At 66.3% G+C, this 18,765-nt stretch carries 13 protein-coding genes and 1 other annotated feature; of the genes, 8 read left to right on the top strand and 5 right to left on the bottom strand.

The features are described from left to right. Positions 1-64 precede the first annotated feature (64 nt). The 5 genes from AB4Z09_RS25920 (at position 65) to AB4Z09_RS25900 (ending at position 7,769) form a co-directional block, all read left to right on the top strand. On the top strand, positions 65-1,345 hold the full coding sequence (locus AB4Z09_RS25920; RefSeq protein WP_114722773.1) for a metal-dependent hydrolase family protein: 1,281 nt from the start codon (positions 65-67) through the stop codon (positions 1,343-1,345). Between the two features lie 167 nt (positions 1,346-1,512). Continuing rightward, entirely contained in the window at positions 1,513-2,193 is a 681-nt protein-coding gene (locus AB4Z09_RS25915) for a hypothetical protein (RefSeq protein WP_114722876.1), read from the top strand. Positions 2,194-2,196: 3 nt separating this feature from the next. Next, positions 2,197-4,182, top strand: coding sequence for a YhgE/Pip domain-containing protein (locus tag AB4Z09_RS25910; protein WP_114722772.1), 1,986 nt, complete (start codon positions 2,197-2,199; stop codon positions 4,180-4,182). A gap of 84 nt (positions 4,183-4,266) precedes the next feature. Then, the gene (locus tag AB4Z09_RS25905) at positions 4,267-5,643 is read left to right on the top strand and encodes a glutamate decarboxylase (RefSeq protein WP_174910679.1); all 1,377 of its coding nucleotides are present in this window, start codon (positions 4,267-4,269) and stop codon (positions 5,641-5,643) included. 62 nt (positions 5,644-5,705) lie between these two features. Then, a complete protein-coding gene (locus AB4Z09_RS25900; protein WP_442241012.1) occupies positions 5,706-7,769 on the top strand; it encodes an FUSC family protein in 2,064 nt (687 codons plus the stop codon). Positions 7,770-7,790: 21 nt separating this feature from the next. On the opposite strand, the gene AB4Z09_RS25895 is transcribed toward AB4Z09_RS25900, so the two are convergent. From AB4Z09_RS25895 to nadA, 4 genes are all read right to left on the bottom strand, one after another. Next, entirely contained in the window at positions 7,791-10,352 is a 2,562-nt protein-coding gene (locus AB4Z09_RS25895; protein ID WP_254622524.1) for a LuxR C-terminal-related transcriptional regulator, read from the bottom strand. Positions 10,353-10,704: 352 nt separating this feature from the next. Beyond that, on the bottom strand, positions 10,705-11,565 hold the full coding sequence (gene nadC, locus AB4Z09_RS25890; protein WP_114722768.1) for a carboxylating nicotinate-nucleotide diphosphorylase: 861 nt from the start codon (positions 11,563-11,565) through the stop codon (positions 10,705-10,707). After that, the gene (locus tag AB4Z09_RS25885) at positions 11,562-13,139 is read right to left on the bottom strand and encodes an L-aspartate oxidase (protein WP_174910685.1); all 1,578 of its coding nucleotides are present in this window, start codon (positions 13,137-13,139) and stop codon (positions 11,562-11,564) included. The genes nadC and AB4Z09_RS25885 overlap by 4 nt, the downstream gene beginning before the upstream one ends. Continuing rightward, a complete protein-coding gene (gene nadA, locus AB4Z09_RS25880; protein ID WP_114722766.1) occupies positions 13,139-14,182 on the bottom strand; it encodes a quinolinate synthase NadA in 1,044 nt (347 codons plus the stop codon). The genes AB4Z09_RS25885 and nadA overlap by 1 nt, the downstream gene beginning before the upstream one ends. Before the next feature lie 103 nt (positions 14,183-14,285). Here nadA and AB4Z09_RS25875 point away from each other — a divergent pair, with 103 nt between their 5' ends. Next, a complete protein-coding gene (locus tag AB4Z09_RS25875) occupies positions 14,286-15,020 on the top strand; it encodes an NUDIX hydrolase (protein WP_114722765.1) in 735 nt (244 codons plus the stop codon). A gap of 189 nt (positions 15,021-15,209) precedes the next feature. On the opposite strand, the gene AB4Z09_RS25870 is transcribed toward AB4Z09_RS25875, so the two are convergent. After that, positions 15,210-16,040 (bottom strand): alpha/beta fold hydrolase, encoded by an 831-nt coding sequence (locus AB4Z09_RS25870; protein ID WP_442241011.1) that lies wholly within the window; start codon positions 16,038-16,040, stop codon positions 15,210-15,212. 413 nt (positions 16,041-16,453) lie between these two features. On the opposite strand from AB4Z09_RS25870, the gene AB4Z09_RS25865 reads away from it, so the two are divergent. Together AB4Z09_RS25865 and AB4Z09_RS25860 are read left to right on the top strand one after the other, a co-directional pair. Next, positions 16,454-17,706, top strand: a protein-coding gene (locus AB4Z09_RS25865) for an IS3 family transposase (RefSeq protein WP_442241010.1) whose coding sequence is annotated in 2 segments (ribosomal slippage) — positions 16,454-16,736 and positions 16,736-17,706 — 1,254 coding nt in all. Because the reading frame shifts where the segments join, the coding sequence is not laid out codon by codon here. After that, positions 16,735-16,863 (top strand) — a sequence feature (AL1L pseudoknot). Its footprint overlaps the gene before it by 129 nt. Continuing rightward, positions 17,645-18,508: an AMIN-like domain-containing (lipo)protein gene (locus AB4Z09_RS25860; RefSeq protein WP_442241009.1), complete on the top strand. Its 864-nt coding sequence runs from the start codon at positions 17,645-17,647 to the stop codon at positions 18,506-18,508. Before AB4Z09_RS25865 ends, AB4Z09_RS25860 begins: the two co-directional genes overlap by 62 nt. Positions 18,509-18,765 lie beyond the last annotated feature (257 nt).

Here is an 18,765-nt window from a genome sequence, read left to right as displayed (position 1 = left end):
AATTCCGACCCGACGGTGATCGTCGCGGCGCGACCCGGCGCACCCGCTGTTAGCTTTGCGAGGTATGACGACTCTTCCGGAAAGCAAGAAGCGGTTACTGTTTCGTAACGTCCGGGTGTTCGACGGCGTATCAGCGGAGCTGAGCAACGGGGACGTTCTGATCGACGGCAACAAGGTCGCCGCCGTGTCGACCTCCCCCGTCGGGGATGATCCCGGCAGGGAGACCGTCGTCATCGACGGCGGCGGCCGGGTGTTGATGCCCGGTATGAGCGATGCACACGTCCACCTGGTCGGTAACGCCAACTCGTACGTCGACCTCCTGATGGGCACGGAGGGACACATCACTCTCAACGGCGTCGCCGAAGCGAAGAACATGCTGATGCGAGGGTTCACGGCGGTCCGCGATATGGCCGGTGACACCTCGAGCATCAAGTCCGCGATCGACCGCGGCCAATTCCCCGGGCCGCGCATCTACCCGTGCCAGGCCGCGATCTCGCAGACCAGCGGTCACGGCGACTTCGGCAACGTCTACGACACCCCCTCGGCTCTCGGCGGTGCCGAGAATCGCTCGGAAACAATCGGTTTCATGCGAATCGCCGACGGCGAGGAGCGAGTCCTGGCCGCAGTGCGCGAGCAGCTCAAGAAGGGCGCCTCCCAGATCAAGATGATGGTCGGCGGCGGAGCCGCCTCGACGTACGACCCGCTGTACACCGTGCAGTTCACCGATGCCGAACTACGGGCGGGGGTCAACGCCGCAACCGACTACGGCACCTACGTCGCCACCCATGTCTACAACGTCACCGGCATCCGGCGTGCGATCGAAGCCGGAGTCAAGTCGATCGAGCACGGCCATCTGTCCGACGAGACCACGGTCAAGTTGATGGCGGAGCGCGACGTTTGGCTGTCGATGCAGCCCTTCGCGGAGGACGATCACCACTACCCCGACGCCGACCGAGCCGAGAAGAACCGCCAGATCTGCAGTGGCGTGGACCGGATCTACGGCTGGGCCAAGAAGTACGGGGTGAAGGTGGCCTTCGGCACCGATCTGCTGCTCGAGCCGCAGTTCGCGAAGCGACAGAGCGAGATGGCAGCCAGACTGGGCGATTTCTACAGCAATGTCGAGGCGCTGCGAATGCTGACCTCCGGCAACGCCCAGTTGTTCCGGCTCGCAGGTGAACGCGATCCGTACCGTGACGCCCCTTTCGGCGTCGTCGCGGAGGGGGCCTGGGCCGACGTACTGCTCGTGGACGGCAACCCACTCGAGGACCTGAGCGTGCTGGCCGACCCGGAGAAGTACCTGTCGGTGATCGTCAAGGACGGTCAGGTCGTCAAGAACAGCCTGTGACGGCCTGATCGGCCGTCTCCGACGTCAGCTTCGAAAGCAGCAAGGGTCAAGGACAGCAACCGAACACGTCGCCGTTCGTCGAACGACGAGGGAATGTGGAGTGCGAATTGGTCGAAACACAGATCGAGGGGTACCAACCCTCGTGGGAACCGGTCTCAGGAACTTTGGTGTCCGCCAGAGCAATCGAACTCCACGGCCCGTGGGGTCACGTATTCGGTCCGCTCGATCTCGACATCGACATCGGCGGGGTGACTGTGCTCGCGGCACCGGCCGGCGCCGCGCGTACGGCCCTGTTGATGGCGCTGTGCGGGCGGATGCGCCTGACCGGCGGGTCCCTCACCGTCCTCGGGTTCGAGGACAAACCCATGGCGGTGTTCCGCAACTCGACCATCGCGTGCCTCAACGAACTCGACGAGGTCCGCCCGTCGGTCACCGTGCGCGATCTCGTCACCGAACAACTGCGTTGGGACTCACCGTGGTACCGGTTCGTCCCGCGCGTCGGGACGAGCGGTGTCGAGGATATGTGCGCCGAGGTGTTCGGCGACGTACCACTGCCGGCGCTCAACGCGTTCGTCGACGACCTGCCCGAGATCCAGCAGTTGTTGCTGCGGATCGCCGTGGCCAACACGCGGCGGCCTCCCCTGCTGGTCGTCGGCAGGATCGACAAGATCGCCGACGACGAAGAGCGCCTCATGGTTCTGGAAAGACTTGTGGCACTGGGCCAGAACCAGTCCGTGATCACCGCCGACGTGAACCCACTCCCACCGGGTAGTTCGGTGCGCGCCGTCGTGGACCTGCACCAGCTTCTGAACGCCGGAGACATCGGCGTCATGACCGAGGCGAGGTAGCCGATGCTTGCAGGCATTTCCCTGGGCAGCGATTCGAAGCGCTACTTCCGTGGCACGATGCCGCGAATCGCCATCATCACGATCATCCTCATGCCGCTGCTGTATGGCGCGATGTACCTCTGGGCCTTCTGGAATCCGTTCGGAGCAGTGGACAAGATCCCGGCCGCGATCGTCAACATCGACACCGGCAAGACCGCCGACGGACAGGAACTCGACGCCGGCGATCAGGTCGTGAAGTCCCTGATCGCCTCCGGCCAACTCGACCTCGCGGAAGTGTCCCAGGAGGACGCGGCGAAGGGCCTCTCGGACGGTAAGTACTACTACACGATCACCCTGCCGGAGAACTTCAGCGCGGCGGTCTCGTCACCGAACGGCGACCACCCCGAGAAGGCGAATCTCATCTTCACCTTCAACGACGCGAACAATTATCTCGCGACGATCATCGGTCAGGACGCGTCGGAACAGGTGATCAACCAGGTCAATTCGACGATCGGAGCGCAGGGCGTGGGGCAGGTCCTCACCGGTCTGCAGAGCGCCGGGTCCGGACTGGGGAAGGCGGCGGGCGGGGCCGAACAACTCGCCACGGGTATCGACCAGGCGAACAGTGGCGCGGACCAACTCGCGTCGGGCGCCCATACCCTCGCCGACAACATGGTCACAGCGCGCAGCGGCTCGGACGCCCTGGCCGCCGGTGCCTCCCAGCTGGCAACCGCTATCGACGGCGTCGCCGACCCCCTACTCAACGCGCTCGAGGGGGGCGCGTTGCCGGACGTCGGCGGTCAAGTCGCACAGCTCCGCCAGTCGCTGGCCGATCTCGCGAGCCGAGCCCCGAGCGAACAACCACGGGCACCGACCGCCCAGGCGGTCGAACAGGTGATCAGCGTTCTGAACCGCAGTTCCGATCCGATCGTGCAGCAGGCCGTCGCCGCACTCACACCGCTCACCCGCGCCGTGGCCGCACCCGCGGCGGACATCCGCGGGGAGCTCGAGGCGCTCCATTCCGACGCGCAGGCGCTCGAGTACCAGCTGACCGATCCGAACAGCCCCCTGCAGAGCGGCCTGGCAATGCTGCAGAACGGCGGACTCGCGTCCGACGTGCAGCAACTACGCAACGGTGCCGACCAACTCAGCTCCGGGGCCTCGACGCTCAGTCAGGGCATGGGGCAGCTTACGGACGGCAGCTTCCAGCTCGCCAGCGGCGCCGACCAACTCGCCGCCGGAACCGAGCAGCTGCAGTCCGGGTCGAAGGAACTTGCCTCGGCACTGCAGCAGGGCGCCGGCCAGGTGCCGAGCTGGAGCGACGAGCAGCGCACGGCGACGGCCGAGACACTGTCCACTCCGGTCGCGCTCCAGCAGGAGTACACGAACGTGGCTCCGACCTTCGGAACCGGCTTCGCACCGTTCTTCCTGTCGCTGGCGCTCTTCGTCGGCGGCATCATCACCTGGATGCTGTTGACCCCGTTGCAGTCCCGCCCCACCGTCGGTGGCGTCGGGCTGTACCGGACCGTGCTCGCCTCGTACTGGCCGGCGCTCCTGGTCGGCATCCTGCAGGTGGTCGTGATGTACACGGTCGTGCACTTCGGCGTCGGGCTCGACGTCAAACACGTCGCCGGCACGATCCTGTTCCTGATGCTGATCTCGGCGACGTACCTCGCGATGATCCAGGCGTTCAACGCGCTGTTCGGAGTCGCTGTCGGCCGCGTGGTCACCCTGGCTTTCCTCATGCTCCAGCTCGTGTCGGCGGGTGGCATCTACCCTGTCCCGACGACCGCGACGCCCTTCCAGGTCATTCATCCGTTCGACCCGATGACCTACACGGTGAACGGTCTTCGCCAGCTCACCGTCGGTGAGCACGTCGACTCGCGACTGTGGATCGCCATCGCGGTGCTCACCGGCATCCTGCTCGTGAGCCTCACCATCAGCGCCCTCTCGGTCCGCCGCAACCGGCGGTACACGATGGAACGCCTGTACCCACCCATCGAGGTCTGATCCTCGACCGACACCGGAAGTTCCTGACACACAACGCGCGACCAGTTCCACCCACAGATCGCTCGAAGTATCGGAGGAGAGAAGATGTCGAACAACTTTGCCGCTCCCACTGAGACACTCGCACCCGCTTACACGGGACGACTCGGAACCGATCCGATTCCCGCCTTGCGAATGCCCAAGGCCGAGACCGAGCCCGAGGCGGCCTACCGGTTCATCCACGACGAGTTGATGTTGGACGGTAGCTCGCGACTGAATCTCGCGACCTTCGTGACCACATGGATGGATCCGCAGGCCGACCGCCTGATGGCGGAGACGTTCGACAAGAACATGATCGACAAGGACGAGTACCCGGCGACCGCCGAGATCGAAACCCGCTGCGTCAATATGGTCGCCGCCCTGTTCAACGCTGAGGGACTCTCGGACTCCGATCCGTCCTCGGCAACCGGAGTCTCGACCGTCGGCTCGTCCGAGGCAGTGATGCTCGCGGGCCTGGCGCTCAAGTGGAGGTGGCGGGAGGCGCGCCGGGCGGCCGGCAAGGACACGGACCGCCCGAACCTCGTCCTCGGGAGCAACGTCCAGGTGGTGTGGGAGAAGTTCTGCCGCTACTTCGACGTCGAGCCGAAGTACCTCCCGATGGAGAAGGGACGCTACGTCATCACGCCGGAGCAGGTGCGCGAGGCGGTCGACGAGAACACCATCGGTGTGGTGGCCATCCTCGGGACGACGTTCACCGGCGAGCTCGAGCCGGTCGCCGAGATCGCCGCAACACTCGACGAGCTGGCGGCCGCGGGCGGGCCGGACGTACCGATGCACGTCGACGCCGCGAGCGGCGGATTCGTGGTTCCGTTCCTGCATCCCGAACTGGAGTGGGACTTCCGGATTCCGCGCGTCGTCTCCATCAACGTCAGCGGCCACAAGTACGGAATGACCTACCCCGGAATCGGATTCGTCGTGTGGCGGTCGAAGGAGCACCTGCCGGAGGACCTCGTGTTCCGGGTCAACTACCTCGGCGGCGACATGCCCACGTTCACGCTGAACTTCTCGAGGCCCGGTAACCAGGTCGTCGGACAGTACTACAACTTCGTCCGACTCGGGGTGGCCGGCTACACGCAGATCATGGAGTCGCTGCGCGACACCGCGCTGATGCTGTCCAGCGAGATCTCGAAGATCGACAACATGGAGATCATCACCGACGGAAGCGCCATTCCGGTCCTCTCCTTCGAAGTCGTGGGCGATCCCGGATTCACCGTCTTCGACATCTCGCACGAACTGAGGGCCCGCGGGTTCCAGGTTCCCGCCTACACGATGCCGGCGAACGCCGAGGACATCGCAGTACTTCGCATCGTGCTACGGGAAGGCTTCAGCCGAGACCTGGCCTGGAAGCTCGTCATCGCGATCAAGGACGTCATCGGACGTCTTAGTGCCGGTACGGGACACGCCGCCCAGGCCTTCTCGCACTGAGATACCCAGTGGGGGGGGGGGGGGGGGGGGNNNCCCCGCCCCTGTCTGTGAGAGGACGTCCGGTGACCCGACTGACCGACGCCATTCGGAGCGCGCTGCGATATCTGACGGTCACCGACCCGGGCTTCCTCCGCCTGCGCAACGCCGCGACCACCGTCGCGGCATTGGGCCTCGTGATGCTGATCCTCACCGGGTTCGGACATCCCGTGAGCCACGCGGTCCCGGCGGTACTCCTCGGCTCGTACGTCGCAATTCAAGCCGCATCGGGAGTCAGCGATCACACACAGCGCGAACGCGTCGTCACGACCGTGTTCCTGTCGGTTCCGGCGTTGGCAGCGGTCACTCTGGGCGCCGTTCTCCTCCGGTACGGCCGGGTCGCCGGCATCGCGTTCGTCGGCGTGCTGTTCCTCGCGGTGTGGTTGCGCCGATGGGGACCCCGCGGGCACGCCTCGGGAATGATCATGTACATCGCATACTTCTACGCCCTGGTTCTGCACGCGGGTATCTCCGAACTCCCCTCTCTCTATCTCGGTATCTGCACGGGAGTGGCCGTGACCATCGTCGTGCGAGTATTCCTCCTTCCCGAACGCCCTCGACGCGAGATCCGCAGCCTGGTGCGAGCACTGCGGGCGCAAACCCGTGCGGGGCTCGACGTCGTCTACCGCGCAGAAACGCCCGATCCGACTGCGCTGCAGCGAATCCTCGATCGGATCGGAGACACGGCGATGATGATCGAGGACTGGCTCGACCGCAACGACGCCGACGAGTGCGTCGGCATCTCGAATTCGGAACTCGCGAAGTTGGTCTTCGAGGCCCAGGTGTCGACCGAGGAGGCACTCGAAGTCCTGGATCAGGCCCCCACCGAAGTCCGTCATCTCGCCGCAACCGAACGGGCCACAGCGGAATTCGAGGCCGCACTGCGACCGGGCTCGTCGAGATTCGAGGCGACCACCATCGAACGGAGCGCGAGCACAGCCGCGAAGACCTTCGACTCGTCCACCGAGGAAGGGCTGGCGGCGCTGCTCGTGGACCGGGCCGCAAGGGCACACGCGGCGCTCTCGTGCGTCGGGCGCGAGCAACCGTCGCCAGGAAGGGCAACCAGGGAACACGCGGTGGCCGGCACCTCGCGTGCCATCGGCAATGCCGGCGGAGTATCCGCGAGCACACGCACGGCGATTCAGGTGGCCGTCGCGGCGAGTATCGCGACCGTGCTCGGCGAACTCGTCAGTCCGGAACGCTGGTACTGGGCTGTGCTGACGGCATTCCTGGTCTACAACGGCGCGAGCACCCGCGGCGAAGTCCTCCTGCGTGCCGGCGACCGGGTCATCGGAACGATCGGCGGGGTCGTCATCGGAATGCTCCTCGTAGCAGCGGTCGGTAACCACCCGGCAGCCCTGATCGCGCTCGTGCTGACGACCGTGTTCTTCGCCTTCTACCTGGTGTCCGTCAACTACGTGGCGATGACGTTCTTCATGACGGTGATGCTGGCCGGCCTCTACGGTCTGCTCGGCGAGTTCAGTCTCGATGTCCTGGTGGTACGGATCGAGGAGACCACCGTCGGCGCGATCGTCGGAATCGCAGCCGCCTACCTGGTACTCGCGATCGACTCACGAGACGTGCTGACGCGGGCGATCGACTCCTACCTCACCCGGTTGTCGGATCTGATCGGCGACTGCATGTCTGCCACGGCCGCACCGGACCTGATCGCGAAGGCCCGCGCCCTGGATTCGGATCTGGCGGCTGTCACCGCTGCGGCGACACCGCTGGTGCGGGATCCGATGGCACGGGGACGCAGGACGGTGGAATGGCTGGATTGCCGACTGCGCGAGATCGACAGGGCCGCTCACGCACTGGTGAAATCAGCTGTCATGACGACGCAACCCGCCTCCGAAGTCGCCACCGACACGCGAACGCGAGAGGTGCTCGCAACCACGGTATGTCGTGTCCACGACAACATCGATCTGCTCCGGCGACGGAACGCCGGCGAGCGAGTCACCGTGCCCGAGACACCCCCGGAATCGCTCGCCGATGTGCTGCAGTCGCCGCCCGGGGACGGGGCGGCGGCACTCTCGGTACTACCCCCGCTCCYCCGCATCGATCGAACGGTCGTCGATCTGCTCGCCTGAGTCCGCCGGGGCGAGTCGCCGTCAGAGCAACCGCCGGCGCGCCGCGACCTCCAGCGCCTCTGCACGGCTCGACGCGTCGAGCTTGCGGTACACGTTTCGGGTGTGCGTACGAACGGTGTTGAGCGACAGGTGCAACTGCTGGGCGATCGCACGTAGCGGCTTGCCGGTCCGCAACTCGGCGAGAATGACCTTCTCGGATCGGGTCAGCCCGGGATTGCGCCCCTCGTTCGATTCCACGAGTTTCGCCTGCACGTGGTCGAGGAAGGCGCGCGTGTGGTCGGCGCCCGGGGGGAGCCCGGCGAGCAGTTCTGCGGCATCGCCGGCGCTGTCGACGAAGGGGCTGACGATCCCGTTGGGTTCGGCGAGTTCGAGTGCCCGACGCACCGCCAGCGAGGCCTCGGCAGACCGGTTCTCGCGATGTGCCACGACGGCACTCAACATCGAGGCGCGCACGCCGAGCGGGGGATGCAGGAACTCCGACGCCTCGAGGACCGAGTCCAGCAGGTCGCGTGCGGATGCCGAGTCCCCCTGCGCGACGGAGATCATCGCCCGAGCCACCCGGACGTCGGGGTTCTCACCGAACACCCGATGCGCCGTGTCGACGACCTCGCCGGCAAAGGCCGGCCGTCCCGCATCCAGCAGAACCGCGACAGCCGGGGTAACGAAGGTGTTGCTCAGCCCTGCCTGCGCGCCCCGGGTGAGCATGCCGATCAGGGACCGACCGACCGCGTCTGCGTCGTCGACGGTCGGGATCGGACTGCGCCGAGCCTCGAGAATCGCGAACGCGACCTCCGCGTGACCGCCCGAGACTGGCGCGGTGGTCCCGTCGGGACGCTGATGCAGGCCAGGGCCGAACACCAGCGCGTACACAGGACTGTCATCGGGCAACCCTTCACACCGGAGATACCTGTCCATGCAGACCGCAGCCACACACTGGAAGGCGTCGATGCGGTCGAGCTGAGCATGATCGACCGCGTACTGCAGAGCGTGCTCCGCGCGTGTCGTCATCGTCACGAGATCGCCACGAATACCCGCAACAATGGAAAGCCTTGCCAGGCAGCGCAGCACGAGCCGGGGATGGGCGCCGATGTCGGCGAACGCGAGTGCCTGCCGGAGTAGCCGTTCACTGCCGATGAGATCGCGCGTGAACATACAGACGGCGGCACGTTGAATGGTCACGTAGCAGTCGAGATCGGCGATGCCCGTTGCAATCTGCAAATCGGAAAGGACATCCCCATCGGTCGGCATGGGCTGCCCTGAGAGCACTGCGATCTCGACGCCCAGTGCCGCCGCGAACGCCTTGGCGATCTCGGGGCGAAGCGCCACCACATCCGCGGCGAACGCGGTGCTGTGATGCGCCCGGGCAGCGTCGGCGTAGTTCCGCTCGAGCGCCTCGAGCGACCGGACGAGACGGACACCCCGCTTGTCGCTGTGTCGCTCGCCGAGCAGCTCGAGGATTGCAGCACCCTGCCCGTCGAAAACCGCCGTGACTCCGTGGCTGTACACGAAGTCCACGATCGCCAGATCGTCTCCGGCAGCGAGGAGATGTTCGACCGCGGCAATCGGCTGCCGCGATCCCGCGAACCAACTCCCTGCCGCCGCGTGCAGTCGGGCCAGGCGGTCCGGATCGGTGACGCGCAGCTTCGACCGGACATGCGCGCGCAGGAGCGGGTGCCACGCGTAGGTCAGGCCGTCGGCGGAGGTGAAGCGCTGGATGGGCACGCAGAATCGTTCTCGCTCGGCGAGCGCCAGATCCACGTTCGCGTCGTCCAGGCAGGCCGCGAGCTCGGGGCTGAACCGGTCGACGATGCTGGTCGACTCCACGAACCGCAGGAGGTGGTCTGGCAACGCCGAGACCGTTTCCCCCACCACGTAGTCGGAGAGCGGCTGCGGGTATCGGAGAACGTCGCCAACCCCGCTCGGGACATCACCCACGGCACTGATCCGGATCGCCGCGACACGCAGCGGGACCGCCCAACCTGCGGTCAGGTCGAGAACCGCATCGAGTTCCTGTGTCGAGAGTTCGCACCGGTTCTCGGCGAAGATTGCCGCCGCTGCATCGCGATCGAGCGCAAGATCCTCCCAACCGATCACGGTCAGAGAACCATCCGCGATGTATTTCACCCACGGCAACTCGGGCGGGTTCCGTGCTGCCAGGATCACCGTCATGTTCGGCGGCGCCGCGTCCAGTAGGCACGCCAACTTCCGGAGAGACTCCGGGGCCGTGAGTACGTGGGCATCGTCGAGAACCAGGACAGCGGATCGGCCCGACTCTCGCACCGAACGCAGGCAGTCGAGAACCGAAACGTCCTGCAAGTTGGTATCGGGCAGGACGAGCGAGACGAGGCAACGCAGTGCCGCACCCAGTCCGGCTTCCAACACCTCCGGATCGTCATCCGCGGCGTCGAGCGTCACCCACGCGACGGCGGGTCTCTCATTGCCACCGGGGCCGGCGAGCCAGTCGCCCAGTAAGGCCGTCTTTCCGGTACCGGCGGGCGCACAGAGCAGAACCCTTCCCGGCACCGCTCCGGCAACCACTCCGTCGAGCAAGACGTACAGGTCGCGATGGGGCTGAACCGTCACCGATAATCGCCGCGGGAGCGGGTTCGGTCCTTCCTCGGTCGTTCCCTCGGTCGAGCGCGAGGCCACGTCATCGGACGCCGTGCGATTCGAAACTTGCTGCGCCACAGCACTCCTCCGCTCGACCCGACTGCACACCCCGACAGATGAGTCTTACCAGACATTTCGGTCATCCAAGCAACGATCAAGATCAACTGTGAGCGAGGCCGCACCCGGAGGAAAAGACCGACATCCGTCGCCTCCTGCCCGAACCTTGCCGGGACCATACCGCGCAAACCCGGGCGTCAGCGGATAGACAACCGTGCCGCCGAGGCCGTGTCGTCACAGCCCCGACGGCACCCTGTGCAGCGGCGAACTACATGTCGAGACCGAGATCGAGGACCGTCACCGAGTGCGTGAGAGCACCGACGGCGAGGAAGTCGACGCCGGTCGCGGCGTACTCGGCTGCGACATCGAGGGTGAGCCCACCCGACGACTCGAGCTTGGTCTGCGGCGCGAGGGTGTCGCGGCGCTGTACCGCGATCTGCGTCTGCCAGAGCGGGAAGTTGTCCAGCAGAACGAGGTCGACCCCCTCGGCGAGGACCTCGTCGAGTTGGGCGAGGTTGTCGACCTCGACCTCGCACTCGATGTCGGGCGCCGCCGCACGAACGGCATGCAAGGCAGCGATGACCGAACCCGCGGCGGCAACATGGTTGTCCTTGATGAGCGCGGCATCGCCGAGACCCATCCGGTGGTTGACGCCGCCGCCGACCCGCACCGCGTACTTCTGCAGTCCCCGCAGCCCGGGCAGGGTCTTACGACTGTCGCGAATCTTGCACTCGGTACCGGCCACCGCGTCGACCCATTCGGACGTGGCGGTGGCAATGCCGGACAGGTGACACACCAGGTTGAGCATGGTCCGCTCGGCGGTGAGCAGCCCCCGGGTGGGAGCGCTGACCGTGAGCACCGCGTCACCGGGCTGGATGCGGGTGCCGTCGGCGACCCGCCCCTGAACCTCGTAGTTTCCGGCGCCGATCACCTCGTCGAGCACCGTCAAACCCACGTCGACGCCCGCCACCGTGCCGGCCGCCCTGGCCACCACGGACGCAGTTGCGACAGCCCCTTCGGGAACGGTCGCCGCGGAGGTGACATCCGGGCCGTACCGCAGATCCTCGTCGAGTGCGGTGCGCACCAACGTCAAGGTTTCCTGCGGATCGAGTCGCTCCAGCGTGGTCATCGTGCTCCTGTCGATTGCAGTTCGGATAGTTCCAGTTCGCCGTCGCGCCCGATACGGACCGGGATGCTGCGGCGGTAGTCGTCGGATGTCTCGGAGTAGTCGGTCCGAGTGTGGCAACCCCGGGTCTCACGTCGCGCGGACGCGGCCAGCACGAGCGCCGACGCCGCGACCGTGAGCGCGGTGTCTTCGAGCGCAACGCCGTTGCCGGCCACCGCGACTCCACTTCCTGCCAATTCGGCTGCTGCGGAAGACAGTCCGTCGCCGTCACGCACCACCGACGCGTGCGCCGTCATGAGCGCCTGCACCCGTTCGCGCGGGGCATGCCGCCGGAACGGCAGCAGCAGGTCGTCCGCCTCCACGGACAGGTCGGCACGCTCGGCCGCCGCCAGGCCCACCCGCTCGCCGACGACCAGCCCTTCGAGCAGGCTGTTCGACGCGAGACGGTTCGCACCGTGCAGTCCCGTACGAGCCACCTCACCGGCCGCGTACAACCCCGGCACCTCGGTGCGTCCGTGGACGTCGGTGACGACACCACCGCACGAGTAGTGCGCGGCCGGGGCCACCGGGATCAACTGCTCGGTCGGATCGATTCCCGCGGCCAGACACGACGCGGTCACTGTCGGGAACCGGCTCACGAACCCGGTCAGGTGCCGTGCGTCGAGGTAGACATGATCGGTGCCGGACTCACGGAGCCGTCGGGCTATGGCTCGTGAGACGACGTCCCGCGGCGCCAGGTCGCCCTGTGGGTGCACGCCGTCGGTGACCGAACGCCCATCGGCGTCCACCAGTCGCGCGCCCTCACCACGGACCGCCTCGCTGATGAGCGGGCGCCGGCCGACGCCGCCCGGCGCGAACAGGACGGTGGGGTGGAACTGCACGAACTCGAGATCGGCCACGGAGGCGCCCACCTCGAGCGCCAACGCGATACCGTCACCGGTGGAGCCGGACGGATTGGTGCTGCACGAGTACAACTGCCCCAGCCCGCCGGTCGCGAGGGCCACGGCCGGTGCATGGATGACGCCCAGTCCCCTGTCCGACAGCACGATCAGGCCGGTGACGCCCCGGCGGTCGGTGGAGACGCGCGCCGCGGCTGCCCCGAAGAGCACCGGTATTCCGGCCGCGTTCAGCGCCCGCTGGACTTCGGCACCGGTCGCGTCGCCGCCCGCGTGGACGATGCGACGGGTGCTGTGCCCGCCCTCGCGGGTACGCGACACGGCGCCGTCCGAGCCCATGTCGAACACCGCACCCAACGCCGTGAGCGCGGTGAACGCCTCCCGTCCCGCGGACACGATCGATCGGACCGCGACCTCGTCGCACAGCCCCACACCGGCAACGCAGGTGTCGCCGGCGTGCGAGTCCACCGAGTCGGTGCGGGGATCGCCCACGATGGCGATCCCGCCCTGCGCGTACTGCGTGGCGGTGTCGGTCGGGCCGCCCTTGCTCAGCACGAGAACCCGGAGTCCCTGTTCGGCCGCGACCCGCGCGGCCGTCAGCCCGGCGACGCCACCACCGACGACGACCAGATCTGCGCGCGCCTCCCACACGACGCCGTCACCCCCGGGTCCGGCGACCACTACTCCCCGCCGCCGGGGTTCCCGATCTCGATCATGCGCTGCACGGACTTTCGTGCGCGCTCGGCGACGTCGGGAGCGACGTGGACCTCGTCCTTGCCCTCGACGAGGCAGCGCAGCAGTGCGGCCGGGGTGATCATCTTCATGTACGGGCACGACGCGCGATCGTTGACAGCCTGGAAGTCGACGCCGGGCGCCGCCTTGCGCAGCTGGTGCAGCATGCCGACCTCGGTCGCCACGAGGACCTGCTTGGCACCGGTCTCGCGGGCAGCGTCGAGCATGCCGCCGGTCGAGAGGATCTTGACCTTGTCCTCGGGCACGAAGCCCTCACCCGCGAGGTAGAGCGCCGATGTGGCGCAGCCGCACTCCGGGTGGACGAACAGCTCGGCGTCCGGGTGGCTCTTCGACTTAGCGGTGAGCTCGTCACCGTTGATGCCGGCGTGCACGTGGCACTCGCCCGCCCAGATCAGCATGTTCTCGCGGCCCGTCACTCGCTTGACGTGCGCGCCGAGGAACTGGTCGGGAAGGAACAGCACCTCCCGGTCGGGGTCGATCGAGGCGACGACGTCGACGGCATTGGACGACGTGCAGCAGATGTCGGTCAGGCCCTTCACCTCGGCGGTGGTGTTGACGTACGACACCACCAACGCATCGGGGTGCTCGGCCTTCCACTCGCGGAGCTGATCCGCGGTGATCGAGTCGGCGAGCGAGCAGCCGGCCCGCTCGTCCGGGATCAGCACCGTCTTCTCGGGGCTGAGGATCTTGGCGGTCTCGGCCATGAAGTGGACGCCGCAGAAGACGATCGTGTCCTCGGGCGCCTCGGCCGCGATCCGCGACAGTGCCAGCGAGTCGCCGACGTGATCGGCGACGTCCTGGATCTCGGGCAGCTGGTAGTTGTGCGCCAGCAGGGTCGCGCCGCGCTCCTTGGCGAGGCGGCGCACCTCGGCGGCCCACTCGGGTCCGGCCTCGACGCCGGTGTACCCACCGGGGCCGTCCACGATCCGTCCCGTGCCATCGGCCCGCAACGGCGGAATCGTCGAAGTCATGGCCACTCCTTCTTCGCGAAGCTCGTTCGTAGCTCCGTCACTACAACCCGGGCGGGCTGGCCCGAATTTCCGAAATCGAGGTTTTCGACTTAGGATCGAAAACATGTCACATGGTAGCACCGTCCACGAAGTGCTCACCGCGGTGTTCCAGGTTCGACCGGCCCCGGAAACCATCGCCGCAGGTGACGGCCATCACGGAACGAATTGTTGCCGAACGGACGAACTGATGGTTCTGCTGTGGCAGCGCGCTCTCGATCCACAGAAGGGCACCTGGTCGTTGCCGGGCGGCACCCTGAGGGACGACGAGGACCTCAAGACGTCGGCCCGGCGTCAGCTCGCCGAGAAGGTCGACGTCCGCGAGGTGGCCCATCTGGAACAGCTGTCAGTGTTCAGCGACCCCCACCGGGTTCCCGGGAATCGCCGGATCGCCTCGACCTACCTGGGCCTGGTCCCCCTCCCCGCCGATCCGCAGCTGCCACCCGACACCGCGTGGCACCCGGTGTCCGCGCTCCCGGCAATGTCGTTCGACCACGGAACGGTCGTCGAGCACGCCCGGATGCGACTGGCCGCGAAGCTGTCGTATACCAACATCGCGTTCGCCCTCGCGCCGGACGAGTTCTCGATGTCCACGTTGCGTGAAATCTATTGTGCAGCACTCGGTTACCAGGTCGACACGACGAACCTCCAGCGGGTCCTGACCCGACGCGGCGTCATCACCGCGACCGGCAACACCGCGCCGTCCGGACGCACCGGCGGCAGGCCGGCCGCCCTCTACCGCTTCACCGACACCCGACTGCGGGTGACCGACGAGTTCGCGGCCCTGCGGCCGCCGGTCTGAGCCCGACCGGTGAGCGACCGGCCGGCGACGATCACCGGCCCGGGCCTCACGACACTTCCAGGTATTCGACGCCAACGTCGTCGCCGCCGGCCTCAGTCGACATCTCGAATCTCGAGGTCTCCGAGGTCCGAATGCCGGTCCCGCAGCAGCGCCCGCATCAGGTCATGCTCGACTTGATCTCGCCCATCGTCATTGAGTCTGGACATGCTCGTCGAGGAAACGTTGCGTCATCTCGGCAATCGCCGCCGCGTGGGCATGGAACAGGTAGTGATGGCCGTCCATAACCGTGACCTGCTGGATCRCCGGGTTGCTGATCGAGGCGCGATGCGCGGACTCCCATTCCGGCTCCACCTCGAGCGAGGACGCGGCGAGGATCGACAGCGCCGGTAGCGTCGACGGGAACACGGCACCCTCGGCCGTTTGCACGTTCTCCGCCCCACGGGCCATCTCATCCAGCACGGTCGGGTTCAACACCCACGAGTACGCACGCAGGTACAGGTCCTGCTGGTCCGGGGTGTACTCGTCCGCGTCGCCGAGACTCTCCCGGTAGTCGGCCACCAGCCCCAGGTAGTCGGTGCTCCTGTCCAGGGCGATCAGGTCTCGGGTGCCGCCGACAGCGTTGACGCCGGCCATCCAACGCGGCCACTCCGGGGCGCCCTGGGCAGCGTCAGACGTGTAGCGCTCGTCGTCCAGGCCCACCACTGCGGCGACCTCGTCCGGGTGGTGGGTGGCCCACCACATCGCGTACAGACCCGAAACCGAATGGGGCATCAGAACATAGGGTCCGTCCAGCCCCAACTCCCGGAGAGCGCCCCGGGTCTCGTCGACGATCGCCTCGCTGGTGCGTGGGGCGTCGGTTCCGTCGCTCAACCCCAGCCCGAAGGGCTCGACCGTGACGACCGTGTTCTGCTCCGCCAAGCGCCGGGCCAGCGGGGCGAAGCCGAGGATCGGTTCCGGCGTGGCCAGGCCGGGCATCAGGACGACAGTCCGCGGTCCCGAGCCCTGAACCGCGACGCTCATCCGATGCCCGTCCACCTCGACATACCGGTGGCCGGAGCCGACCGCCTCCTCGATGGCCGCCTTGTCGCGGGGGGTCTGCCACCAATGGACAGATGTCGAAATCGCAATGGCAACAACAACTACCGATACCAAACCGACGAATATCCATAGCACCACTCGAAATAGCCTGCGCCGTGGCTTCGGAAGCGCCGAATCCACTGCGCCACTCGGCCGATCGCCATCAGTTTGCATTCCCGAATCCACGTCGACGCTAGACGGATCCGGCCTCCCCAGTGTCCCCATGCGACCAACCTAACCGACGCAGCCAACGCAACCGAGCGTTTTACTACAATGCGTAGTAAAACGGCCCTTGGAGTTGCAACATGAATCGCCCGGTGAGTCCGGAGACTTCATCTCTTGTGAAGGATGGAGTCATGTCAGGTTCGAGGAAGTACCCGGCCGAGCTGCGTGAGCGGGCGGTGCGGATGGTCGCCGAGGTGCGCGGCGAGTACTTGTCGGAGTGGGCGGCGATCGAGTCGGTTGCCGGCAAGTTGGGCATCGGGTCGGCGCAGACCTTGTTGAACTGGGTTCGTCGCGATCAGGTTGACGCCGGGAAGCGTCCCGGGGTGACCAGCGAGATGGCCGAGGAACTCCGCCGGCTTCGGGCTGAGAATCGAGAACTCAAGCGTGCCAACGATATTCTGAAGTCGGCGTCGACTTTCTTCGCGGCGGAGCTCRACCGCCGCAATCGGTGATCGTCGACTATATCGACGAACACAAGCAGGAGTACAGCGTCGAGCCGATCTGCCGYGTGCTGACCGCACACGGCTGCAAGATCGCGCCGTCCACCTACTACGATGCCTGCGCCCGCCGGCGACAACCCTCGARGCGGCAGATCCGCGACGAGGAACTCAAGGTCGAGATCGTCCGCGTTCACCGGGAGAACTACTCGGTSTACGGCGCCCGSAARGTGTGGCTGCAATGCCACCGGGAGGGCATCGMRGTGGCCCGCTGCACGGTCGAACGCCTGATGGGCGACCTCGSMCTCGAGGGMGCCCGCCGCGGCAAGRCCAAACGCACCACSATCGCYGATCCMCARGCGRGGCGYCCSGACGATCTGGTGCARCGYCRGTTCTGCCCSGAAGCRCCGAATGYGTTGTGGGTAGCGGACTTCACGTACGTGTCGACGTGGTCCGGGTGGGTGTATGTGGCGTTCGTGATCGATGCCTACGCCCGCCGGATCGTSGGSTGGCGSACCGCGACCACSATGACCKCGCAGCTGGTGCTCGACGCGATCGARCACGCGATCTGGACCCGGCAGCGCGAGGGCATCGACGATCTGTCCGGGCTGATTCATCACCACGATCGCGGGTCGCAATACACGTCGGTGGCCTTCACCAAGCGACTCGTCGACGCCGGTATCGATGCCTCGATCGGCGCCACCGGCAACAGCTACGACAACGCGCTCGCCGAATCGATCAACGGCCTCTACAAGACCGAACTGATCAAGGCCCAGGGGCCGTGGCGGACCGTTGACCAGGTCGAGGTCGCCACTCTCGAATGGGTCGACTGGTTCAATCACCGCAGGTTGTACGAGCACTGCGGCGACCTGCCGCCGGCCGAGTATGAAGCCCTCTACTACCGTGATCACCGAACTCAGCCAGTCGCTGAGTTCTCAAACTCGTAAGTCTCCAGACATGCCGGGGCGATTCAAGTTCTACTTGAGGCCAATCCACATGCCACGACGTTCTGTCTCAGCTCCCAACGCCCCTCCTGGCAACGATTCGGCCGACGGAGACGATGAACCTTATGAACGGTACAACCCGCTAACGACAAAGGAGCACAGCGTGCTCGTAGGTAAACGAAAGTTGGCGAGTAGGGGCGTCCTCGCCCTTCCAGCTTTGCTCTTGACGACGGCGTGTGGAGCGCAGGTTGAGGACAGCGTCAGTGTTGATACGACTTCCCCGGCTACACCTATGTCGTGCCAGCAGTTCGAATCCTTCTCTGGGCACATCCTCGTCGGCAACCCGCCCGCCGCTGCGACCCTTGCGCCCGCGATGCCATTGCAGCCCGGAGAGGAGCCGACGCCCCCACCCGCCCGGCCCAGCGTCGTATCGATAAAGATCGAGCAGGCGGCTGGGGTGGACGCCATCGTTTTCAGCCTGAGTGGCGACGGATATATCGGGTGGACAGCGCGCTTCGTTCAGATGCCACTGTTGCAGGGCACGGACGATCCAGTGTCGATTTCGGGTTCGTGCATCCTGCAGATTGACATGATTGGAGTCGACTCGACCATCGTGTCGCTGCGCCGCGAGATGCCGAAACGGATACTGCCCGAGAGTGATGAATCTTCTGTGGTCGAGGTTCTGAGCTACCCGAGTGCCAACGGATTGGCGCAGGCCTTCGTGGGCACCCGAAGCGGTACGCCCGCGGTGACGGTCGACGCACTGGCCGACCGCCCCGCGATCACCGTAGGAATCGCGTCCTGATGAAGGGGCCGGCTTCTAGTTCTCCGATCGACAGAGCTCGCAGGCGAAGACGGATCTGACGACGAAACCATAGTTGGGAGAAGTCATGTAGGACTTAGCTCCGGTGCAGTTAGCCTGCCGCTTTCACGGTAATTCGGCTGAACACCTGTGTCACTGACGAAGAAAGGTGCTCCGACCTGCGATAATTCGACTTGTCTAAGGTTGAACAATCGCGTGATCAAGGAGCACCTTTCAGGTGGCCAAGTCTACGTCCCCGT

The organism is Rhodococcus sp. TAF43, assembly GCF_052113525.1.
Taxonomy (GTDB): Bacteria; Actinomycetota; Actinomycetes; order Mycobacteriales; family Mycobacteriaceae; genus Prescottella.
This window is presented reverse-complemented; position numbering and strand designations above follow the sequence as displayed.